Raw genomic sequence first — 23,170 nt, forward strand, 5'->3', positions numbered from 1 at the left:
TATCTGGCTAGCATGCGCGTTCGACCGAACGCGCATGCCAACAATATTGCGCGGCCGCCGCCCACATGGCGGTGGACCCGCAACTTCGAACGTCATTCGCCCGCCCCGACAATGACGGAAACCGGCCTTTGCTCCTTCGAGAGGGCTCGGTAGATCAATCCGCCGGCAGTGGCCCCGATGAGCCATCCCCAGTCGCCGACGTTGAAGATCAGCCCATAAGCACCTGCCAGCGAGAGTCCGATCGACAGAGTGCCGGATACCGCAAGTGCAATCAGCGCCTTGTAGTTCCAGCCGCCGTCGTAATGAAATTCACCGGCTGGTGACATCGTATAGAGGTCCTCCAGCACGACGATCTGCTTTTTCACGAGATAGTAGTCGGCGATCATGATGCCGAACATGGGCCCGAGCGCGGAGCCGAAGATGCTGACGAACAGCGTGATGGCCGATGGGCTGGCCACGAACAGCCAGGGGCAGACGAGGACCGACAGGATCGACGTGATCAGGCCTCCCAGCCTGAAATTGATGCGCTGCGGATTCAGGTTGGAGATATCGTAAGCCGGCGATACGAAGTTCGCGACGATGTTGATGCCCATCGTCGCGACGATGAACGTGATCGATCCGATAATGACGACGAACGGATTGCCGATCTTCTCCACGATCAGCACTGGATCCATGATCGCCTCCCCAAACACCTTCAGCGTACCGGCCGTCACGATCACCGTAATGATCGAGAAGACCAGGAAGTTGACGGGAAGCCCGAGCAGATTGCCCGTTTTCATGGCTCGCTCATCCTTGCCGAACCGGGCGAAGTCGCCAAAATTGAGCAGGAGCGCCGAGAAGTAGGCCACGATCAGCATCGCGGCATTCGCCATCACGCCGATCGTCGCCGCGGTTGTGGCGGCCGGCGGGCTGAGTTGAAGAGACAGGCTCGAGAAACCGGCCTGCCATAACATCCAGATCGCCAACGCGAACATGACGACGTAGACTACGGGTCCGCAGAAATCGATGAAGCGGCGGATGCGCTCCATCCCGCTCAGGAAGATGAGAAGTTGGAACAGCCACATGAAAAGGAAGCTGAACCATGCGAGCGTCGACAGGCCGGCGATGCTGTTGTGGGTGAGATCGGCGGCCGAGGGCATCAGAGTCACGATCAGGACTTGCACCGCCTTCGAGGCGAAGTAGGTCTGCACGCCGTACCAGACAATGCCGACGACGCCCCGCACCATGGCGGCGAGATTGGCGCCCATCACCCCGAACGAGATGCGGGCCACCACCGGGAACGGAATGCCGTAGCGTAGCGAGGGCCGTCCGATCAGGTTCATCAGGAAGTAGACCGCCGTGATACCAACCAACATGGAGATCAGCACCTGCCAGCCTGTCAGGCCGAGAAAGAACAGGCTCGCCGCGAAGGTGTAGCCGCCCACGGAATGGACGTCCGACATCCACATCGCAAACAGGCTGAAGACACCCCAGGTTCGGCCCTCAGGCGCGGTTGGAGGTCGTGATTGTAAAGCTTTGGGTGGGCGCCGGTGATGATCAGCGTGGGAACGTCGCCGCTGTTGGATGACATGTCCTCTACCTCGGATTTGCTGGCGCAGGGCAACGGCGTTGGAGGCCGCGGTCCCTGCGATTGGTGCTCGCACTTTGCGGTAGGTCGGGTCGAAGCAAGCGACATGCCATTTTATAACGATCGATAAAATGATTTTACGATCGATAAAATCATTTTACAAACACGAATTTTCGATCCGGCGTTGACTATCGGCGCAAAGTGCATCGCTGCGACCGGACATCAGTGCAGTTCTGGCTAGGATGTCCTGCGCGTGAGCGAAATGGCGGAGATGAGGAAAATAGGTGCGCTGGCTAAAAACGAGCCGCCGAACAACAGGCTAGGCGCCAGCTTCGGCAGGGCCTGAAAGGCCAAGTCCGCCGAGAACGAGCTGGACGATCGTCGCCTTGGCCGCGGTGTAGTCGGCCTCTTCGAGCTGTCTCTTGCCCTTCATGATGGTCATCTGGCTGGAATAATCCGCATAGGCCTGGGTCATCGCCCAGATGCAGAAGAAAAGATCGACAGCGCTGATCGGCCGAATCGCCCCGCTCGCGGTCCATTGGTCGAGCGTCTTGACCTTGTCGAGCAGCAACGGGGTCGAGACTTTTTCGATGAAGCTGCCGATGAATTGAGCGCCGCTGATGATTTCGTTGGCATAGATGCGCGACAGATGCGGGTGATCTCGCGAGAAATCGACCTTCCTGCTGATGTAGCGCACCAGGATGGTCTCGACATCGGACGTCATGTCGAGACTGTCCATGTCTCGTGCCCACATGTTCATCGCACGTTCCAGCACCGCGCGGTACAGATCCTCCTTGTCTTCGAAATAATAGTAAATGTGGGGTTTCGCGATTGATGCCTTTTTAGCGATCAGTGCCGTCGTCGCTCCGCGAAAGCCGAAATGCCCAAAGACGAACTCTGCCGCATCGAGGATTTTTCCTTCGACGTCCGGGCCCGGCGCTGCCTTGCGGCCGCCTTTTGGCGCCCGGCGGATGCGAAAGTGCTTCAACTTGTCGGCGGGCATGGCTGCCATAGAGCCTCGATAGGGAGCTTTGCCTTCACCAGCGAAGGCTGAGCGGGATGGGTCGCCGGATTGCTGTCGGCGATTCCGGCTGGACGTTGCCTTGCCCGTCCAGCTTTATCAAGCAATTAGGAAGGCAGGGACGTCTCAATGCGTTGGCAGACCCAAGGCATCGGCTCAGGCCGAGATCGCCTTCGCCGATCCCGCTTCGTTGCGCAGCAGGAATTTCTGGATCTTTCCCGTCGACGTTTTCGGGATCGGCCCGAACACGACGGCCTTCGGCGTCTTGAAGCCGCTCATGTGCGAGCGGCAGAAGGCGATGATGTCGGCTTCGCTCGCGCTCGCGCCGTCCTTCAGCTCAACGAAGGCGCAGGGCACTTCGCCCCATTTCGGATCGGGCTTTGCGACCACGGCGGCGAACAGCACGGCCGGGTGCTTGTAGAGGACGTCCTCGACCTCGACCGAGGAAATGTTCTCGCCACCGGAGATGATGATGTCCTTGGAGCGATCCTTGATGATGACGTAACCATGCGCGTCGAGCACGCCGAGATCGCCGGTGTGAAACCAGCCGCCTTCGAAGGCTTCCTTCGTCGCCTTGTCGTTCTTGAGATAGCCCTTCATCACGATGTTGCCGCGGAACATGACCTCGCCGATGGTCTCGCCGTCGCGCGGCACCTGCATCATGGTCTGCGGATCGATGACGGTGACGGCTTCCTCGAGCGGGTAGGGCACGCCCTGCCGCCGCTTCAGGCTGGCGCGCTCGGCTGCGGGCAGATCATCCCAGCCAGGCTGTTCGGCGCAGACGGAAGCGGGGCCGTAGACCTCGGTCAGGCCGTAAACGTGCGTCAGCTTGATCCCGATGCTCTCGGCGCCTTCCAGCACCGCGACCGGCGGGGCGGCACCGGCGATCAGGCCGACGACGCGGCGCGTGGCATCACCCTTCGGTGCGTCGGGCGCGTTGATCAGCGTGTTGTAGACGATCGGCGCGCCGCACATGTGGGTGACGCCGTGCTGCTTGATCAGCTCGAAGATCTTGGTCGGCTCGACCTTGCGCAGGCAGACATTGATGCCGGCGGCGGCCGCAATGGTCCAGGGGAAGCACCAGCCGTTGCAGTGGAACATCGGCAGCGTCCAGAGATAGACCGGATGCTGGCCGAGTTGGCCTGCGAGAATATTGCTGACGGCATTCAGATAGGCGCCGCGATGATGGGTGACGACGCCCTTGGGATTCCCCGTGGTGCCCGAGGTATAGCTCAGCGCGATCGCGTCCCATTCGTCGCCCGGCAGGATCGCCGCGAAATCAGGATCGCCTTGCGCGAGCGCGGTCTCGTACTCGATCTCGCCGATGCGCCGGCCGCCCTTGAAGGCGTCGTCGTCGACGTCGATCACGAACGGTTTTGGGCCACTCATCTGCGCGAGCGCGTCGGTGATGACGCCGGAAAACTCGGGATCGACCAGAATGATCTTCGCGCCGCCATGGTCGAGCTGAAATGCGATCGAAGGCGCATCGAGCCGGATGTTCAGGGCGTTGAGCACCGCACCTGTCATGGGGACGGCGAAATGCACCTCGTTCATCGCCGGAATGTTCGGCAGCATCGCCGCGACGGTGTCGCCGACGCCGATGCCCTTGCCGGCAAGATATGAGGCAAAGCGCTTGCAGCGCTCATGGGTCTCGCGCCAGGTGAAGCTGCGCCCCTCGTAGACCGTGCTAACGTGATCGGGATAGACTGCGGCGCTGCGCGCAAGGAAGCTCAACGGGCTCAGCGGCACGTAGTTGGCGGGCGTCTTCTCGAGGCCGATATTGTATTGGTTCTGCCGCTCGCTCATCGACACCTCCCTTACGCGCCGGCCTACAGGAATCCGATCGAGATCCACGGAAAGACGGCGACGACGATCAATCCTACCAGCAGCGCCAGCAGATAGCCCCAGATCGGCCTGATGCCTTCGGCCGGATCGACGCGTCCGATGGCGCAGGCGGCATAATAGCCGACCCCGAAGGGTGGGGCGAATAGCCCGATACCCATCGCGAGAATGATCACCATGGCATAGTGCACCTCGTGCACGCCGACCGCACGCGCGATCGGAAACAACAGCGGCCCGAACAGCACGATCGCCGGAATGCCCTCCAGCACGCTGCCGAGGACGGTGAAGGCCAGGATCGAGACGGCGATGAAGGTCGCCGCGCCGCCCGGCAATCCGGTCATGGCGGACGCCAGTGAGCGCGAGAAGCCTGATTGCGTCAGGCCCCAGGCCATGCCGGTGGCCGTGCCGATGATCAGCAGGATCGCGCCCGACAGCGCAGCGGTCTCGACCAGCATCGGGAACAGCCGCCGCCAGTCGAAGCGGCGGTAGACGAGGAGGCCGACCAGGGCGCCATAGACGATGCCGATGGTGGAGACTTCGGTGGCGGTCGCGATGCCTTCGACCACGGCGTAGCGGATCACGAAGGGCAGCGCGAGCGCGGGCAGGGCGATGACGAAGGTCTTGCCGATCTCGCCGCCTGTGGCGCGTCGGACATGGCTCATGTCCTCGTGGCGGTAGCGCCACCACACCAGCATGCACAGCGTGATCGCGAGCACCACGCCGGGCAGGAGGCCGCCGGTGAACAGCGCGGCGATCGAGACGCCGGTGACCGATCCGATCGTGATCAGCACGAGGCTCGGCGGAATGGTTTCGGTCTGCGCGCCGGTGGCCGCAAGAAGCGCGACGAGATCGCCGGGCTTGGCGCCGCGCTGCTTCATCTCCGGGAACAGCACGGGCGCGACCGCCGCCATGTCGGCCGCCTTGGCGCCTGAGATGCCGGAGACCAGGTACATGGCGCCGACAAGAACGTAATGCAGCCCGCCGCGGACATGGCCGAGCAGGCTCGCCAGGAACGCCACCATGGCCCGTGCCATGCCGGTCATTTCAATCAGGAGCCCCAAAAATACGAACAGCGGCACCGAGAGCAAAATGAGATGGCTCATGCCCTCGTCCATCCGTCCGACCAGCACCATGACCGGCGTGCGCGTGGTCAGTGCCAGATAGCCGAAGATGGCGAGCCCGAAGCCGAACGCGATGGGAACGCCGGCAAAGACGCAGAAGCCGGCGACGCCCACGAAGAAGATGACGAGGTTGAGGTTGCCAAGCGGCCGCAGATATGGCTGCGCCAGCCAGAACAAGCCGACGACGACGGCAACGGACACCACGGCCGTCAGCATCATGCGGTAATCGGCTGCGCGCAGCAGCCGCAACAGCGCGAACACCGCCATCAGGCAGATGCCGGCCGGCAGCGCCGCGGCGCGCCACATATTGGAGATCTGCAGCGCCGGCGTGGTGATGAAGCTTTCCTCGTAGGCGTAGTCCCAGGACGGCCAGACGATCAGCGCCAGGAAGGCCAGCGCCGCGCAGGTCGCGACGAGATCGAGCCAGGCCCGCGTGGCCGGCTTTGCGCTGCCGACGACCGCAGTCATGCGCATGTGCTCGGAGCGGCGGAACGCGACCGCCGCGCCGAGCATGGCAAGCCACAGGAACAGGATCGAGGCGAGCTCGTCCGACCAGATCAACGGCCGGTGCAGGCCGTAGCGCGCGACCACGCCGGCAAACAGGATCGCGATCTCGGCGACCACCAAAATGGCCGCCGGGATTTCGACGAGGAGGCCGAGTGCGTGCTCCGTCGAGGCCAGCAACGAAGGTCGGCGAGGGGACTGCACAGCCGCCTCGCCCGCCACTCCGCTCACGTCGACCTCGATATGAGCCATGACGGCTCCAACGCGTTACGACAGCTTGCCGACGGCTTTTTCGAGCAGGTCCCAGGCCTGGTCGCCATATTTGCCCTTCCACTCGGCATAGAAGCCGGCGGACCGCAGCTTGTCGCGGAACGGCGCGACGGTTGGCTGGTTGAAGGTCAGGCCCTTGCCCGCGAGTTCCTGCTGGAGATTGGCATTGAGCTTGGCGGTGTCCTCGCGTTCCTTGATCGCTGCGGCATTGATGTTCTTGGCGACGATGGTGCGCACATCCTCGGGCAGGCTGCTCCACGCTTTGCGGTTGGCCAGGAACCAGAAGCCGTCCCACATGTGGTTGGTCAGCGAGCAGTATTTCTGCACCTCGTAGAGCTTGGCGGTCGAGATGATCGCCAGCGGGTTTTCCTGGCCCTCGACGATCCTGGTCTGCAGCGCGGAATAGACCTCGGCGAAATTGATCGAGGCGGGCGCCGCATCGAACGCCTTGAACATCGAGGTCCACAGCGGCGACACCGGCACGCGGATCTTGAAGCCCTTGAGATCGTCCGGGCCGGTGATCGGCTTGCTCGACGACGTGGTCTGGCGGAAGCCGTTGTCCCAGATCTTGTCCATGACCTCGAGCCCGGCCTTCTTGATCTCGCCGCGGACAAAGGCGCCGAGATCGCCGTCCATGGCCTTCCAGACCGTGCCGTAGTCCGGGAACGCGAAGCCGATGCCGTTGATGGACGCCGCCGGTACCAGGGTCGACAGGATCAGGCCGGACAGCGTGAAGAATTCGACGCCGCCGGACCGGATCTGGCTCAGCATGTCTGTGTCAGACCCGAGCTGGTTATTCGGGAAGATCTGGAGGTCGAACTTGCCGCCGGTCTCGGCCTTGATCGCCGCCGCCATCTCCTTGGCGCGCACATTCAGCGGATGGGTGTCCGGCAGGTTGTTGGCGTATTTGTAGGTGAACTCGGCGCTCTGGGCGCGGGCCACATGGGGCGCACTGAGGCCGCCCAGGACCGCGGTCGCGGCGGAGGCCTTGAGAAGCGTGCGGCGGGAAAAGCTCATGGGTCTGCTTCCTCGGAAAGTTTGTTGTTGTTCTGAGATGCAAACCTATACGGACGGAAAGTCAGAAGGTCATCTGCGATCTCGCGAAGCTTCGCTTATTGCAGCCGGACATCGTCGCGGCAATATCGGCTTTCGGAGGTATGGGTCGGATTCAAAAACGCGAAAACAACCCCATGCACAGTAGCCGTCAAAAGCTGGGGCGACGTGCCACGGCCGGACCGGAAAAGAACGAGGAACGAAGGTGCAGTGAGAGGAATTCCAGCTAAATATTTGATCTGATTGTATATAAATATATTCCATAATATACCTTATGCGAATCATGGATATGGCTTTACAGATCAGGCCAGATCATTCCGCAGCTACCCAGAACCCCTCTCTCGGCTCACACTTGGTGCCAAGCAAGCCCGGGCAAACCGACGCAGCGGTTGATGCTCACGTCACCATGGGAGGTTCGTCATGCAGGAGAACGTCGCCCGCGCAGACCGCTCGCGCGCCATTCCATTCGATGCCGCCAAGCTCGACCGCCTGATGGAGGCTGCCGGCCTCGACGTCCTGGTCGCGACCTCCAAGCACAATGTGCAGTACCTGCTCGGTGCCGAGCGCGCGATCTTCTTCGATTACATGGATGCGCTGGGCGTCAGCCGCTATCTGCCCGTTCTGGTCTATCCCAAGGGCGCACCGGAGCACGCGGTCTATGTCGGGCACCGGCTGGAGACCCACCAGCGCGCTGTTGTGCCGCCATGGGTAGCGCAGGTCCGGACCGAGTCCAACGGCTCGGTCGACGCCAGCACGCGGGCCGTAAGCCTGATCTGCGGCGCCGGCGTGCCCCTGAAGCGGGTCGGGGTCGAGATGGCGTTCCTGCCGATGGATGCGGGTCGGGCGCTCAGTGACGCCCTGCCCGGTGCCGAGCTCAAGGACGCGCTGCTGGTGCTGGAACGGCTGCGGGCGGTGAAGTCGGTGGACGAGCTGGCGAAACTCAAGACGGCGTCCGAACTGGTGATCGCCTCGATGCTGGCGGTGATCGTCGGGCACGGGCCGGGCACGACCAAGCAGCAATTGTCGGACGCCTTGCGGATCGCCGAAGCCAATCGCGGGCTGACCTTCGAATACTGCCTGCTGGCCTGCGGCAGCAGCCACAACCGGGCGCCGTCGGCGCAGCGCTGGGAGCAAGGTGAGGTGCTGTCGCTCGACTCCGGCGGCAATTATCACGGCTATATCGGCGACCTCGCGCGCATGGCCGTGCTCGGCGATCCCGATGCCGAGCTGAAGGACTGTCTGGCCGAGATCGAGGCAGTCCAGCGCGCTGCCTTCGCCGCGGTCCGGCCCGGCGCCATGGGCGGCGACATCTACGTCGCGGCCGAGCGGCAGCTCGCAAAGATCAGCCAGCGCGACTGCACGGAGTTTTTGGCCCATGGCATGGGCCTCGTCAGCCACGAGGCCCCTCGCCTGACCGCCAAGGGCCCGATCCCCTACGACGACACCGACGCCCGCCTGCCGCTCGAAACAGGCATGGTGGTGTCGATCGAGACCACGATGAAGCATCCGAAACGCGGATTCATCAAGCTCGAGGATACGGTCGCGGTGACGGCGACGGGGTATGAGATCTTTGGCGAGGGTGGTCGCGGGTGGAATTTGGGGGGCAGTGCGCTGTAGGCCGGCACCACCCGTGGCGCTTAAAGCAACATTCGCCCTCTGCCCGAGCACCACCGGATCGTCAACGCCCTCACCTCCACCGCGATGACCTAGCCTTCCGCGGAAGCGGTAGCTCGCGGCATTCGCATGACTTGCTCGAGCGCGTGTCGGTGCTTCAGCACGGCAAGGGTCTCGCGCGCGCTGAGGCTGGAGACGACTTCCTCGAAATCGTCGCTCTGCTCGATCTTGGCCCGGCCGATCGCGAGATCTATGTCGATCTGGCCCGATTTGCGAGGCGGCGTTTGGAGTGACTGCATGTGCGGTCCGAGCAACGCGGGGTTCTGTCTAAGTTCAATCAGAGCCGCGCGTGCCTGGATCCGATCCTGACTGGCAAGCTCTCTCGCCCGCTGCAGCAGTGCCGGCGCGCGATTGTCCTCGGGGGTCGCAAACAGGTGCGCCATTCGCGGCGCCGTCGACGTGAGGAGACCGATCGGAATGGCGCAAACCAGGCCGATGATCACCGGTGACATCCAGAGCAGCAGCGGAAGCGACACGGCGTAGGCGCTTGCCGCCATGGCCAGACCGCAGAGGGTCGGCACCGTGAACTTGCGATAGACTTCATCGCGCGTGATCCTGCCATCGCTTCGCCGTTGCACTTGCCAGCCCGCATCACGCCCCAGCAGGATCTCCGCCACGGCGGTGGATTGAAAGATCATCATGGATGGGGCGATCAAGGCGGCAAGCAGGCTCTCGGCGACGACCGCCAGCAGCACGCGAAATCCGCCGCCGAATGCCTGCCGTTCCGCACGCCTGGTGAGCAGAACGAGGTAGGCCAGCAATTTGGGCACGATGAGCAGCCCCATTGTCGCGGCAAAGACCCAGGCCGCGAGCACGGGGTCCTGTGCGGGCCACGTTGGAAACAACGAGAAGCCCTTGGGAAAGTACTCCGGCTTGACGAAATAGGCCTGCAAGGAGATCAGGATTCCGAGCAATAGAAACAGCAGCCACAGGGGCGCGGTGAGATAGGAGCCGATCCCAGTCAACAGGTGAAGCCTGGAGACCCAGTGCAGGCCTCGCGCCGGCAGAACGGCAAGGTGCTGGAGATTGCCCTGACACCAGCGGCGGTCACGCGCCGCGAAATCCAGCAGCGACGGTGGCACCTCCTCGAAACTCCCGCCGAGACCTGGAGCCATGAAAATCCCCCACCCCGCCCGCCGCATCAGAGCGGCTTCGACAAAATCGTGGCTGAGGATATGGCCACCAAAAGGCTTTCTCCCGCGCAATTCGGGCAAGCCCGCCTCTTGCGCAAAAGCCTGTACCCGGATGATGGCATTATGTCCCCAGTAGTTGCCCTCAGAGGCGTGCCACCAGGCGTTCCCGGCCGCGATCAGCGGGCCGTACAAACGACCCGAGAACTGCTGAAGCCGGCTGATCAGGGTTCGCGCATTGACGACGATCGGAAGCGTCTGAATCAGCGCGGCCTGCAGATTCGTCTCCATCGCGCCCACCAGCCGAACGATGGTCTCTCCGCTCATCAGACTGTCCGCGTCGAGAATGATCATGTAGTCGTAGGCGCCACCGAACCGCCTCACCCATTCGGCGATGTTGCCGGACTTTCGGGCGGTGTTGTCGGATCGGTGACGATAGTAGAGATGGCCCGAACCGCAGTTGCTCTGCAGTTCCAGAAACGCAAGCTCCTCGGCAATCCAGATGTCCGGATCTGTCGTGTCACTGAGCAGAAACCAATCGAACAACGCGGCCTGTCCCGTTTCGCCGACCGACTCGTACATGGCGCGGAGTCGCGCCATGAGATGGTGCTGATCCTCGTTATAGGTCGGCAAAAGCATCGCCGTTCGGCCGGTGATCCCGGGCAGCGGACCGTGGCTGTTAATTGGCAGCACATCCGGTCGGCCCCGCAGGAGCACAAGAAAACCGGCGACTGAAGACACGAACGAAAACGCGATCCAGGCGAGCAGCACAAGAAACAGCCCGAACACCATGCCTTCGAGGACCGTGACGCCACCAACCTTGAGAACGTCGTACATCTCAACAGCGCCCGCAGCGGTAATCGCGACCGTTCCGCCAAGAATGAACAGGCGCCGCGCTGCAACGGCAGGGGTGGTCCGCAGTCGCGCCGGATAGGCACGATTTGTCCCGTCCAATCGACAGGGCGGCATCGGGAGAGGCGTTTCGTCGGGAAGATACCGAATGCCGAGCTCAGGCGAAAGCGCAGGCGATGACGTCAGGGCGCCCATCGGTAAACCCAGACTTCGGAGATGGGTTGATCGCCCTGCATCAAGACCGCCCTCAACTCGATAGGCGCATCCTTCACGGCGCATTGAAAACTCAGGCGCCAGCCGCCGGTTTCCGGGTTCGGCTGTGTGACGACGTTCTTGATCTCGGATTTGTCGGCGCTGACGGCGCCCCTCACCTTGTCAGGATCGACCTCCTTCAGCTTGTCACCTAGGAGCTCGAGCACGAACAATTTGCTGTCGTCGCCCCGCGCGCCAACGCCTGTGCGGGTGAACCGGGCCAGTGAATTGGGCTTCGGCGCGTCCGGACCCCAGTGCAGACGATAGGTGTAGTTGTTTTCGCTCTTGGCCTGGAGAGCTGTTTTCGAGCGCCAGAAGGCGGCGATGTTGTCGTGAACTTCCTCCTTGGTCGGGATCTCAAAGAGGACCACACTGCCCTCTCCCCAATCTCCGATCGGTTCGACCCAGAGGCTCGGGCGACGCTCAAAGCGCGATTCAATGTCCTCGTAGGCAAAGAAGTTTCGTTCCCGCTGCATCAGGCCGAAGCCGCGAGGATTGAGATCATTGAATGTGCTGGCCTGCAGATCGTGTGGATTGTTGAGAGGACGCCAGAGTTGCTCGCCCTTTCCATTGAACATTGCGAGCCCATCGGAGTCGTGCACGGCAGGGCGGAAATCGTCGACATCGTGTCGGTCGTTCGGACCGAAAAAGAACATGCTCGTCATGGGCGCCAAGCCGGCATGTTGCAGCTCGATCCGCGGATAGAGCGACATCTCCACGTCGAAGACCGTCGAAGCGCCCGGCCTGATCGTGAAGCGATAGCTTGCCGTAGCGCTCTTGCTGTCAAGCAGCGCATGGACCACGACAGATGTGGCCCCCGGCGCGGGCTTCTCCAGCCAGAAGGCCTTGAAGAACGGAAATTCCTCCCCCTTGCTCTCACCGGTATCGATCGACAGACCGCGCGCGGACAGGCCATAGGTCTCGCCTTTGGCGACCGCACGGAAGTAGCTGGCGCCGAGAAACGCGCAAACCTCGTCGTAATAGTCGGGGCGATTGATCGGGGCGTGAATGCGAAAGCCGGCAAATCCGAGATCGGCGTCCGGTACCTGGCCGATATTGTCGCCGAACGCAAAATCGTCGCGCCGGTACCTGATCGGTACGGCTCGTCCGCCGGAGACCTCGTAGATGTCGACCCTGTTCTTATAGAAAAAGCCGCGGTGGAAAAACTGGACCTCGAAGGGCAGCTTCTCGTTGCGCCAAATTGCGCGCTCCGGCAGAAAGCGAATTGACCGGTACTGATCGTAGGTGAGATCACTAAGCGCGTCCGGGACCTTTTCCTCTGGCGGCGCAAAGGGCTTACTCGCCAAATTGCGGGCAAGGTCGCGGACATAAGAGGGACCAAACGGCAACTCCGCCGCTGATCCCGCAGAGACTGCGCCAGGTAGCAATGTCGCCAATGGCGTCAATGCCGAGGCTTCCAGGAATTGCCGGCGATTCAACTGTGCTACCCGCTTGGTTTCAACCGCAATGCAACCCCCTCGTCGCGGACGAGTTCCACGGACCTCGCCAAATCCGAGGATGATGTTGCCGACGATCTCGTCGATGCGGCTTGGGGCGATTTCGCACTGCTCGGGCCTCGGTTGCATCTGCAGGACGAGCTGCAATTTCCGATTGCGCATTCTCGAGCGATGGCGCCCCGCGCCACGCTGCGGCCCCGAAGGCAACTGGATAATCGCTCTAGCGCAGCGGCAGCAGCTCCAGCTGGCTCTGCGCCTTCTTGACGGCTGCCGCGAACCAACTCTGGCTTGGCGCTTCCTTGGCGAAGCACTTGGTGTAGGCGTCCATCGCGTTGTCTTCGCGCGTGATGTCGCCGCGGGGGTCCTTCTTATCGATGGGTTTGGCCATCATCTGCTTCCAGACCTTCTCGCAAGCCGGGATCTCACCCGTCTTCACCGCATCGCTTGCGGCGAGAAAGAAGACCTTCTCGCCCTGGATCGCGACGACGTCGATTTCATGCGGAGGCCCCTTCAGGTCACCGTTGCCGCGCACGCCCAGTACAGCAACCGCCGCGCTCGCTCCCGCGGGCTTCGTGATCGGCAGCTCGGCGTATTTGGCGAAGGCGGAGTCCTGGATCGCTTGATAGTAGAAGCGGTCCGACTTGAATGCCGCGCCGATCTCCTGCGGCATGCCGTCCTCGCGGTGCTCGCGGAGCCAGTGCTTGAGCAACGCGGTGGTGGTCACGATGGCCTGCATCTTGTCGCCTTCGGACGCGAAGCCGAGGCCGTCGAGATGGCCGAAGCCGGAGTCGCCCTTGAACAGCGTGTCCGCGTTCGAGTTGCCGTCTGAGGACAGTCCCTTGATCGCGACGGGGCCCACCAGACCGCGCAACACAGTCGTCAGCTCCTTGAGCGCCGCATCGTGCTGCTTGCTGGTCTCGTCGTTTTCCGGAGCCTTCGCGAACTTTGCGATGTAGCGATCGCGCAGGTCGAGATAGTGCTGCTCGAGCGTCGCCGCATAAGCGGGCGTAGCCAAGGCGAGCAGGCAGAGCAAGGCGAGCGATCTCATGTGATTTCCGACAGGGCTGGGTCTGATCTCCAGTCTTTGTGCCGGTGCCGGCCGGGAAGGTTCATCCGCGAGGGGCCGCGCCCTGCTTCGCCGGCGTCAGTTGCTGCCGGTTCAGCCGCATCGCCGCCGTCTCCCGCACGCGGACACGGGCCCGGCGCTTGCGCCACCAGATCACGATTCCGGTGACCGAGAGTGCCGCCACCACCAGCCCCATGATCGAGATCAGGATGCGGCCGAACAGTCCCACGATGCGGCCCGAATGCAATGGGAATTGCGCCTGCACGAAGATATCGGCGGCGGTGCCGACCCAGGGCAACCGTTCGCCGATCGGACGGCCGTCCTCGCTGTCGTAATAGAGCTGCGCCGGGCCGACCCCGCCGGCGCCGTGATCATCGCCGGGATGGAAGAACGCGGCGGCATAGACACCATGGGCCGGGCCGTAATTGACCGAGCCGACCGGGACAGGCCACCCTCGCCCCTTGCCGTCGGCCGCCGCGCGCGCGGCGATGTCGGCGAAGCTGACCTTGGGCTCGATGGGGTCGTCGAGATCGCGATACGGCCGTTGCTCATAGGGTGTCGGCGTGTAGTTCGACACCACCTTCATCAGCGGCGAGAACACCTCGAAATAGAGATTCAGCGAGAACGCCGTGAAGGCGATGATGAATAGCACAGCCCAGGTCCACAGGCTGAAAGCGCGATGGATGTCGAAATTGATCCGGTAGGCGCTGCCCGAGGTCTTGATGGTCCACGCCGGCGCCCAGCGCGCCCAGAAGCCGCGTTCGAGCTGGCGCGTGACTTGGGGCGCCCGCGCCGCCTTGGCACGCCGGCGCGAGGGCAGCGTCAGGTAGAAGCCGACGAAGCAATCGACGGTCCAGATGATCGCGATGATTCCGAGCAGGCGCATGCCCCAGCGGTCGCTGCCCCAGAATTCCGGGATGTGCATGGTGTAGTGCAGCTTGTAGAGGAACGAGACGAAGTTTTCGCGCGTCACCGGCCACACCGCGCCCCAATAACGGCGGCCGAGCTCGGCGCCGGTGTTGGGATCGAGGAAGATCTGATTGTAGTCGAGCGCGTAGCGCTTGCCGGTCGCGGGATCGATCCTGGGCATGACGAAGAACCACAGCGAGTGGCCCGCCTCCGGCGTCATGAAGAGGTAGACCACGCGCGCGCGGGGATCGCGCTGCTCGATCATCTTGGCGAGATCGATCGAGGGAATGGCCGGGCCCTTGCTGCTGACGTCGAACAGATGGCTGTTCAGGACCTCGTCGATCTCGTGGTCCCAGGAGATGATCGCCCCGGTGATGCCGGAGAAGAACAGGAATCCCGCCGTCAGCAGTCCCGCCCAGCGATGCAGCTTGCCGAATATCGCTCTCATCGTTCAGATCTCGCCAAGTACACGAGCAAAGTGTGTGAGTGCCGAAGCTTCCGCAACGTCATGCCCGGGCTTGTCCCGGGCATCCACGTTCTTAGTGCCGCGTGAAAGATCGTAGATGGCCGGGACAAGCCCGGCCATGACGACCTCTCGTGGACCCTCATCGTCGTCATTCCAACTCACCACCGATACGTCAGCTTGCCGATGGCCTTGCGTCCCTCCGCGTAGAAGCAGCCCGACAGGCTGTAGCAGGCGGCGACATAGCGGGTGTCGGCGAGGTTGGTGACGTTCAGCGACAGGCGCCAATTGTCCCTGGTGTAGGCGAGCAGCGCGTCCAGCACGGTCGACGATCCCACCTTGAACGTGTTGGCGTCATCGCCCCAGGTCGCGCCGACATAGCGGAGACCGCCACCGAACTGCAGGCCGGCGAGCGGCCCGGTCTGAAGCGTGTAATCGTTCCACAGCGAGGCGCGGTTGAGCGGCACCGTGACCGGCGCCTTGCCGACATTCACCGGATCCTGCGTGACCACAGCATCGACATAGGCACAGGCCGCGCGCAGGTTCCAGCCATCGGCGAGCGACATCGAGCCTTCGAGTTCGAGGCCACGCGATTTCACCTGAGCGGTCTGTTCGGCAATGTTGAGCCGGGGCTTCGACGGTGACGGCGGGGATCTGTGTCTGCGCCTCCACGGCACCGAAGGGAGTGGAGAGAGCAAATGTGCTAGCCGCTCCGAGGAAAAGCACCTGCATCTGTCGACGACGCGTGTCGGCACGCGAAGCAAGTTGGAAGTCGGTCACGTTTGTCGAGGCCCCACGCACCGCCGGCTTCGCCGGTACCGTTTTTGATGCCTCGCCCTAACGCAGGCGATTTCGGAGTGCGATAGGAACTGCGTTAGAATTTCTCCAGACGCGTGCGCAAGGCGTGCGACGAATGCGCTCAGTCGTGTTTGGAAGTTTGGAATGTTTCCAGACCGACAAGAACCTGCTTGTTCGAAATGTCTAAAACCGCGTCAGCGATGTCGCAGCCGGCGATTGACCCGGCGCGCGAGATAATCGCCGGCGCTCTGCACGAGCTGCACCAGGGCGATCAGCACGACGACGACGGCCAGCATCATCTCCGGCATGAAGCGTTGATAGCCGTAGCGGATGCCGAGATCGCCCAGGCCCCCGCCTCCGACGGCACCGACCATGGCGGAATAGCCGAGCAGGCTGACAACCGCGAGCGTCAGCGCCAGCAGAAGACCCGGCAGCGCTTCGGGGATCAGCACCTTGAGCACGATCTGCATCGGCGAGGCTCCGAACGAGGACGCCGTCTCGATCAGGCCGCCATCGACCTCGCGGATCGCGGCCTCGACCAGGCGTGCGATGAAAGGAGCCGATGCGATCGTCAACGGCACGATCGCCGCCGTCGAGCCGATCGAGGTGCCGGCCACGAGCCGCGTGAACGGGATGATGGCGACGACGAGGATGATGAAAGGCGTGGACCGCGTCGCGTTGACGACGATGCCGAGTACACGATTGACGACGGGCGCCGCGAACAGCTCGCCCTTCCGGCTGGTCGCGAGAAAGACGCCGAGCGGCAGGCCGAAGGCGGTGCCGATCAGCGCCGCGAGCCCGACCATGTACAGGCTCTCGCCGGTCGCCTGGACGATCAGGTTGATGAGTTCAGGCGACATAGCCGAGACGCTCCGCGGGAAATTGATATTGTGAGAGCCAGGCCAGCGTGCGCGTCGTCGCGTCTTCGCCGCCATGCATGCCGAGAGGGATACCAAGCGTCAGCGAGCCGACGTGCTGGCCGCCGATCTCGTCGATGCGGGCCGACAGCAGCGACACGTCGAGGCCGAGTTCGCGCGCCAGCCGCGCCACCAGCGTGTCGCCGGCCCCTGCCCCGCGCACATGGACGCGGATCACCGCCTGTCCACCCGCAGGCGGCTCCGAAACGATCCGGCTCGCCAGCGACACCGGCAGGCTGTCGCCGATCACTTCGGCCAGGAAGGACTGCGTGATCGGATGCTTGGGGTGGGTGAAAATGTCGGCGACGTGGCCGCTCTCGACGACGTGGCCGGCATCGAGCACCACGACATCCCCCGCGAGCTGGCGCACCACGGACATCTCATGGGTGATCAGCACGATGGTCACGCCCAGCTCGCGGTTGATGTTCGCGAGCAGGTCGAGGATCGCCCGCGTGGTCTGCGGATCGAGCGCCGAGGTCGCCTCATCCGACAGCAGCACGCTTGGGCGCGTCGCGAGCGCACGAGCAATGCCGACGCGCTGCTTCTGGCCGCCGGAGAGTTCGGACGGGTACCGGTCGTGCTTGTCGGCGATGCCGACCAGCGCAAGCAGCTCGGCCACGCGCGCGCGGATATCGGCCTTGGCCCAGCCGGCGATCTCCAGCGGCAGCGCGATGTTGGCGGCTGCGGTGCGCGAGGACAGCAGGTTGAAGTGCTGGAAGATCATGCCGATCGAGCGCTGCGCCAGCCGCAAGTCGCGCCCTGCGAGCGCCGAGATGTCTCTGTTATCGACGACGACACGGCCCGTGGTCGGCCTCTCGAGGCCGTTGATGAGCCGGACCAGGCTCGATTTGCCGGCACCGGAGCGACCGATGATGCCGGTGATCGAACCGCGCGGGATCGCGAAGTCGATGTCTTGCAGGGCATTGACGCCGGGCTTGCCGCGATAGGCCGGATAGGTTTTCGAGATGCCTTCGAAGCGGACCATCGCGTCAGGCGCAGTCGCGGCAAGTGAAATCGCGGGAGGTGAGATCGCGTCAAGCTTTTCGATCGGCTGTCCGATCGCGAGCGACGGGTGGACGTTCATGGAGGCGGCCTTCATGCACAATAGTTCCGCTTGCCCCCTGGGGGCATCCGGGAACCGGTCGCATCAAGCGACGGAGAGTGAAACTGCGAGGAGGACTCGGCTGGAGCGCGCTGCACCGCAGCGGGCACCATCGCCCTTTCAGGTCTCTCTGGCAATGTCAGATATCTGCGGTGAGTTGGACGAAGTTTTCCAAATGTCTCCCCGCTGAAGAAAATTCATCTGCCGCGGTGTTGGCCTCCCGCCCGGCTCAGGTGACCCGCAACCAGGGCCACACGATCAGCAGAAGCCCCGCGAAATAGAGCCCCCCGAAGATCAGCCCAAAACCCCAGAACTGACCCTTGCCGATATAGCCGCTGCCGAAATACATCGGCGCCGGCCCCGTGGCGTAAGGCGAGATCACGCCCATCAGGCCGAGCGAATACATGCAGAGCATGGCGAGCGTCGTGACCGGCAGGTTGGGGATGCCGGATCCGACCGCGAGCACCACGGGCAGCACGGCGGCGGCATGCGAGGTGATGCTCGAGAAGAAATAGTGGATCCAGAAGAACAGCGCGACCAGCAGGAGCATCGCGGTCGACGGCGACAGCCCGGCGAGCGGCTTTGCATATTCGGTGGCGAACCATTTGATGAAGCCGATCTCGTTAAGACCCGAGGCCAGCGTCAGCAGCGAGGTGAAATAGAAGAACACCTCCCAGGCGCCCTTCTCGGCGACGATGTCGGCAAACTCGATCACGCCCGTCACCAGCATCAGCGAGATCACGATGAACACGACGGTGGTGGCGTTGACGAAATTCGAGCCCAGAAGCGGCACGCGGATGTCCGGGCTCGAGCCCGCGATCCACAGAAACATCGCAAGCAGGATCAGCGCCAGCATGATCCACTCATTGCGCGACATCGGGCCCATCTCCGCGAGCTCCTTCGATGCCCATTCGGAAATCTCCGGGCTGCTCTTCACCTCGGGGCGGCAGACCGCGTAGCTGAGCAGCGGGACCAGCACCATCAGGAGAAGGCCGAGCGGCGCAAAGCCCAAGAACCACTGCGCCCAGCTGACGTCGATTCCGACGGTCTTCTTGGCGATGGCCAGCGCCGCCGCATTGGGCGCGAGCGCGGTGAAAAACAATGAGCTGGTGACGGCGGTCGACGCGAACGCGGTCCACATCACATAGGTGCCGATCTTGCCGGCGGTCGGTCCCGGCTCGGAGCCGTAGATGCGCGGGATGTTGCTGATGATGGGATAGACGATGCCGCCGCTGCGCGCGGTGTTGGACGGTGTCGCCGGCGCCAGCAAGAAGTCCGACATCGCCACCGCATAGCCGAGGCCGAGCGTGTTGGTGCCGAGCTTTTGCACCAGCACGAGCGCAATGCGGCGGCCCAGCTGGCTCTTGCGATAGCCGATCGAGAACACGAAGGCGCCGACGATCAGCCAGACCGTGCTCTCGGCAAAGCCCGCCAGCATCCAGCGCAGCGACTTGGTCGGATCGGGATCGATATAGCCGCCGACGCCGGCAACCGTCAGCCCGATCAGGCCGACCGCGCCGACCGGCATCGATTCCAGGATGAGCCCGGTGATGACGGCCGCGAAGACGGCAAAATAGTGCCACTGATTGACGTTGAGCCCCGCCGGCACCGGCCACAGATAGATCACCAGCCACACCGCGAGCGGCGCGATCAGCTTCCAGCGAAACCCTTTCGCCTCAGGCGCCTGCGAGCTACCGGCCATGGGCCCTCCCCCTCGATCGTCATTGTCGTCTGCCGGCCCGTTGATCGGGCCTATTTTGTCCCAGCGCCGCGTATACGGATAGTCCGCGGCGCAATCAATGGCCCGAGCCTGCTTCTACCGCCCTCTGAACTTCGGTTTGCGTCGCGTCAGGAACGCCTCGACGCCCTCCTTGTGGTCCTCGCTAAGGCTTGCCAGGGCGAATTGGTCGACGTCCATGTGGCTGGCGAGATTATCCAGCGCATGCGCCAGCCGGTTGACCGTGAGTTTCGTCATGGCAACGGAGAGCGGCGGCTGCGCTGCCACCTTGCGCGCAAGCTCCATCGCGGCATCGAACGCATGGCCGGGATCGACCACCTGCTCGACCAGGCCCCACTCATAGGCTTCATCCGCGCTGATGCGCTGATCGGCCAGGATCACCGCCTGCTTGGTCCGAGCCGGGCCGATCAAATGCAGCATGCGCGGAATGCTTTGCCAGCTCATGTTCATGCCGAGCCCGATCTCGGGCACCCGCAGATGGGCATCGCGTCCCATGACGCGGAAGTCGAGCGCGACGGCCAGCGCCACGCCGCCGCCGACGCAAAAGCCCTCGATGGCGCCGATCGTGATCTGCTCCATCTCCTGCCAGGCGTGGGTCAGGCGCGGTCCGAGCTTGAGATGCCGCCGCAGCGTGCCGAGGTCCATGTCCTTGCGCGCGCGCCCTTCGGCATCCTTGAGGTCGAAGCCGGCGCTGAACGCAGCCGCGCTGCCTGTCAGCACCACGACAGAGGTTGCGGAATCATCCTCAAAACTGCGCGCGGCCGCGGTGAGCTGGCGCAGCGCCTCGGGCGACAGCGCGTTGATGCCGTCGCCGCGGTCGAACCGCACCACCGCAATCCGCCCCTCCGGTCCGAGGCCCTTCTCGATCTTCACATAGTCAGGCAACGCAAACTCCCCTGGTCTTGGTCTTCCTGGCGCTCACAGATGCCCGGTACGCCGATGTTCGGGTTCGCTTCCATGGACCGGAAACCGGACCGTAGTCCCGATGGTGATCCAGTTGGCATTTTCGCCGGTGATGTTGCGGCCGTAGATCACATCGACGGAGAAGATCTCGTTCGGCCGGTAGCGGACGCCGGTCTGGAAACGCGGCTGCACGGCGCTCGCGATCTCGGAGGCGCCGGCCTGCCCGTATGCCTCGATCGTCCATTGCAGGGTGTCGGTGAATTTCCAATCGAAGCCGATGCCGTAGGTCAGGTAATGGCGATCCACCGTGCGATCCCAGAGCCAGCCGCCGTTGACGTTGATGCGCATGGTCTCGGACAGGCGGAAGGTCGCGGGGATGACGGCAAAGGCGGACAGGGCATCACCGGTCGCCGCGTCGAACGATCCGCCGCCATAGGCCGACAATCCCCACCGGCCGATCCCGGTCGGGATGAAATTCGTCTTGGCTTTCGGAGCAATTGTCGTTCTCCAGTCGCCGTCGCTGCGGGCCCGGATGCTCTGCAGGCTCAGCTCGATGGGCCTGAAGGGGTCGACCACACAGGAGGGATTGGCGACCGCCGAAAAATCCGTGTTGGAAGCCGTCGACAGCCAGCTCTCCACCTTGCAGGAGCCGACCTCGGAAATGTCGGCGGCATCGACCGCATAGGCGCCATTCGCGGCGCGCGCATCCTGCGCCGCGAATGCGCCAAGAGCGGCGATTGCGGCGGCTATTCCGGTTCTTGCAGCCCAGCCCATCGTGCGATGTTAGCAGAGTCTTCGCCTCGACAACGCCCGGATTCTGGGACTATCTTCGCCCCATGAGCGACCATCATCATCAGCACGATCACGACCATTCCGAGCTGTCGGAGACCGAGCTGCGCGTGCGCGCGCTCGAGACGATCCTGACCGAAAAAGGCTATGTCGAGCCGGCCGCGCTCGACGCCATCATTCAGGCCTATGAGACCCGGATCGGCCCCCATAACGGCGCGCGCGTCGTCGCCAAGGCCTGGAGCGATCCGGCATTCAAGACGGCACTGCTGGAGGACGGCTCGAAGGCGATCGGCACGCTCGGCCATGTCAGCCGCGTCGGCGACCACCTCGTCGTGGTCGAGAACACGCCGCAGCGTCACAACATGGTCGTGTGCACGCTGTGCTCCTGCTACCCCTGGGAAATGCTGGGGCTGCCGCCGGTCTGGTACAAGGCCGCGCCCTATCGCTCCCGCGCGGTGAAGGACCCGCGCGGCGTGCTCGCCGATTTCGGCGTGCAAGTCGCCAAGGACGTTGAAATCCGGGTATGGGATTCGACCGCCGAAACGCGCTTTCTTGTGCTGCCGATGCGCCCCGCGGGGACCGAAGGCTGGAGCGAGGAGCAGCTCACCGAGCTGGTCACGCGCGATTCCATGATCGGCACCGGCTTTCCCAAGGCGCCCGGGGCGCCATCATGAACGGCGTGCACGACATGGGCGGCATGGACGGCTTCGGCAAGGTCGAGCCCGAGCCGAACGAGCCGGTGTTCCACGAGGAATGGGAGTCGCGTGTTCTCGCCATGGTGCGCGCGATGGGCGCGGCCGGCGCCTTCAACATCGACACCTCGCGCTTCTATCGCGAGACGATCCCGCCGCACGTCTATCTCTCGAGCTCCTATTACAAGAAATGGTTTCTCGGGCTCGAGGAGATGCTGATCGAGAAAGGCTATCTCACCCGGGAGGAAGTCGCCGCCGGCCACGCGATGCAGCCGGCCAAGGCGCTCAAGCACGGCAAGTTCGATCTCGGCCAGGTCGAGCGCATCATGGTGCGCGGCAAGTTCGCCCGTCCTGCCCCGGCACCGGCGAAATTCAAGATCGGTGACAAGGTCCGCGCGAAGAACATTCATCCGGCCACCCACACCCGCCTGCCACGCTACGTGCGCGGCCATGTCGGCATCGTCGAGCTGAACCATGGCTGCCACGTATTTCCGGACTCGGCGGCGATGGAGCTCGGCGAGAATCCGCAATGGCTCTACACGGTCGTGTTCGAGGGCCGCGATCTCTGGGGCGCGGACGGCGATCCGACCTCGAAAGTCTCGATCGATGCCTTCGAGCCGTATCTGGACCCGGCGTGATGAGCAGCACGGCTGCTGCTGCCGCGACGGCAGCGATCCCGAGCATTCCCCGTGATGATGACGGCCCCGTGTTCCGCGCGCCCTGGGAAGCGCACGCCTTCGCGATGGCGCTCACGCTGCACGAGCGCGGCGTGTTCAGCTGGCCCGAATGGGCGGCAGCCCTGGCCTCCGAGATCAAGCGCGCGCAGGCGGCAGGCGATCCCGATACGGGCGAGACCTACTATCTCCATTGGCTCGCCACACTGGAGGGCCTCGTCGCGCGCAAGGGCGTTGCGTCTGCGGAGACGCTGCATCGCTACCGCGACGCCTGGGACCACGCGGCAGATCGCACCCCGCACGGCAAACCGATCGAGCTGAAGGCGGAGGATTTTCGGTAGCTCGGTAAGAGGCACGGTCGTGCCAAGCCCTACGC

General features: G+C 63.6%; 19 protein-coding genes and 1 pseudogene. 4 read left to right on the forward strand and 16 right to left on the reverse strand.

Annotated features, from left to right (window positions below; all coding sequences use genetic code 11):
- Window positions 1–92: 92 nt before the first annotated feature.
- From AC0L21_RS11240 to AC0L21_RS11260, 5 genes are all read right to left on the reverse strand, one after another.
- A complete protein-coding gene (locus AC0L21_RS11240; RefSeq protein ID WP_473261257.1) occupies window positions 93–1,442 on the reverse strand; it encodes an NCS1 family nucleobase:cation symporter-1 in 1,350 nt (449 codons plus the stop codon).
- A 444-nt stretch (window positions 1,443–1,886) separates the two neighbouring features.
- Window positions 1,887–2,579 (reverse strand): TetR family transcriptional regulator C-terminal domain-containing protein, encoded by a 693-nt coding sequence (locus AC0L21_RS11245; RefSeq protein WP_473261259.1) that lies wholly within the window; start codon window positions 2,577–2,579, stop codon window positions 1,887–1,889.
- Window positions 2,580–2,744: 165 nt separating this feature from the next.
- Window positions 2,745–4,394, reverse strand: coding sequence for an acyl-CoA synthetase (locus tag AC0L21_RS11250; RefSeq protein WP_473261261.1), 1,650 nt, complete (start codon window positions 4,392–4,394; stop codon window positions 2,745–2,747).
- Between the two features lie 23 nt (window positions 4,395–4,417).
- A complete protein-coding gene (locus AC0L21_RS11255) occupies window positions 4,418–6,307 on the reverse strand; it encodes a TRAP transporter large permease (protein ID WP_473261263.1) in 1,890 nt (629 codons plus the stop codon).
- Between the two features lie 15 nt (window positions 6,308–6,322).
- Complete coding sequence (locus tag AC0L21_RS11260) at window positions 6,323–7,342, reverse strand: TRAP transporter substrate-binding protein (protein ID WP_473261265.1); 1,020 nt, start codon at window positions 7,340–7,342, stop codon at window positions 6,323–6,325.
- 456 nt (window positions 7,343–7,798) lie between these two features.
- Here AC0L21_RS11260 and AC0L21_RS11265 point away from each other — a divergent pair, with 456 nt between their 5' ends.
- Entirely contained in the window at window positions 7,799–8,995 is a 1,197-nt protein-coding gene (locus AC0L21_RS11265) for a M24 family metallopeptidase (RefSeq protein WP_473261267.1), read from the forward strand.
- An 89-nt stretch (window positions 8,996–9,084) separates the two neighbouring features.
- On the opposite strand, the gene mdoH is transcribed toward AC0L21_RS11265, so the two are convergent.
- The 11 genes and pseudogenes from mdoH to AC0L21_RS11320 all read right to left on the reverse strand — a co-directional run bounded on the left by mdoH (window position 9,085) and on the right by AC0L21_RS11320 (window position 21,413).
- Window positions 9,085–11,229 carry a glucans biosynthesis glucosyltransferase MdoH gene (gene mdoH / locus AC0L21_RS11270; RefSeq protein WP_473261269.1) on the reverse strand — a complete coding sequence of 715 codons (2,145 nt, stop codon included), beginning with the start codon at window positions 11,227–11,229 and terminating at the stop codon, window positions 9,085–9,087.
- Window positions 11,217–12,725 carry a glucan biosynthesis protein G gene (locus AC0L21_RS11275; RefSeq protein WP_473261644.1) on the reverse strand — a complete coding sequence of 503 codons (1,509 nt, stop codon included), beginning with the start codon at window positions 12,723–12,725 and terminating at the stop codon, window positions 11,217–11,219. The genes mdoH and AC0L21_RS11275 overlap by 13 nt, the downstream gene beginning before the upstream one ends.
- Window positions 12,726–12,963: 238 nt before the next feature.
- Window positions 12,964–13,791: a hypothetical protein gene (locus AC0L21_RS11280; protein WP_473261271.1), complete on the reverse strand. Its 828-nt coding sequence runs from the start codon at window positions 13,789–13,791 to the stop codon at window positions 12,964–12,966.
- A gap of 61 nt (window positions 13,792–13,852) precedes the next feature.
- Window positions 13,853–15,166, reverse strand: coding sequence for a siderophore utilization protein FsrB (fsrB, locus tag AC0L21_RS11285; RefSeq protein ID WP_473261273.1), 1,314 nt, complete (start codon window positions 15,164–15,166; stop codon window positions 13,853–13,855).
- Between the two features lie 3 nt (window positions 15,167–15,169).
- A complete protein-coding gene (locus AC0L21_RS11290) occupies window positions 15,170–15,304 on the reverse strand; it encodes a hypothetical protein (protein WP_473261275.1) in 135 nt (44 codons plus the stop codon).
- A 38-nt stretch (window positions 15,305–15,342) separates the two neighbouring features.
- Window positions 15,343–15,813, reverse strand: a pseudogene (locus AC0L21_RS11295) (TonB-dependent siderophore receptor); the annotation flags it as partial.
- Between the two features lie 360 nt (window positions 15,814–16,173).
- On the reverse strand, window positions 16,174–16,839 hold the full coding sequence (locus AC0L21_RS11300) for a methionine ABC transporter permease (RefSeq protein ID WP_106943594.1): 666 nt from the start codon (window positions 16,837–16,839) through the stop codon (window positions 16,174–16,176).
- Window positions 16,829–17,995 (reverse strand): methionine ABC transporter ATP-binding protein, encoded by a 1,167-nt coding sequence (locus tag AC0L21_RS11305; protein ID WP_473261277.1) that lies wholly within the window; start codon window positions 17,993–17,995, stop codon window positions 16,829–16,831. The genes AC0L21_RS11300 and AC0L21_RS11305 overlap by 11 nt, the downstream gene beginning before the upstream one ends.
- Window positions 17,996–18,227: 232 nt before the next feature.
- Window positions 18,228–19,700, reverse strand: a complete 1,473-nt coding sequence (locus AC0L21_RS11310; RefSeq protein WP_473261279.1) for a DASS family sodium-coupled anion symporter — start codon at window positions 19,698–19,700, stop codon at window positions 18,228–18,230.
- A 114-nt stretch (window positions 19,701–19,814) separates the two neighbouring features.
- Window positions 19,815–20,621, reverse strand: coding sequence for an enoyl-CoA hydratase/isomerase family protein (locus AC0L21_RS11315; RefSeq protein WP_473261281.1), 807 nt, complete (start codon window positions 20,619–20,621; stop codon window positions 19,815–19,817).
- Window positions 20,622–20,654: 33 nt separating this feature from the next.
- Window positions 20,655–21,413, reverse strand: a complete 759-nt coding sequence (locus AC0L21_RS11320) for a hypothetical protein (RefSeq protein ID WP_473261283.1) — start codon at window positions 21,411–21,413, stop codon at window positions 20,655–20,657.
- 62 nt (window positions 21,414–21,475) lie between these two features.
- Between AC0L21_RS11320 and nthA the strand changes: the two genes are divergently transcribed.
- The 3 genes from nthA to AC0L21_RS11335 are packed head-to-tail and all read left to right on the forward strand — an operon-like array spanning window position 21,476 to window position 23,135.
- Entirely contained in the window at window positions 21,476–22,102 is a 627-nt protein-coding gene (nthA, locus tag AC0L21_RS11325) for a nitrile hydratase subunit alpha (protein WP_473261285.1), read from the forward strand.
- Window positions 22,099–22,758, forward strand: coding sequence for a nitrile hydratase subunit beta (gene nthB / locus AC0L21_RS11330; protein WP_473261287.1), 660 nt, complete (start codon window positions 22,099–22,101; stop codon window positions 22,756–22,758). Before nthA ends, nthB begins: the two co-directional genes overlap by 4 nt.
- Entirely contained in the window at window positions 22,758–23,135 is a 378-nt protein-coding gene (locus AC0L21_RS11335) for a nitrile hydratase accessory protein (RefSeq protein WP_473261289.1), read from the forward strand. Before nthB ends, AC0L21_RS11335 begins: the two co-directional genes overlap by 1 nt.
- The last annotated feature ends 35 nt before the right edge of the window (window positions 23,136–23,170 follow it).

It is taken from the genome of Bradyrhizobium sp. WSM4873 (assembly GCF_055811355.1).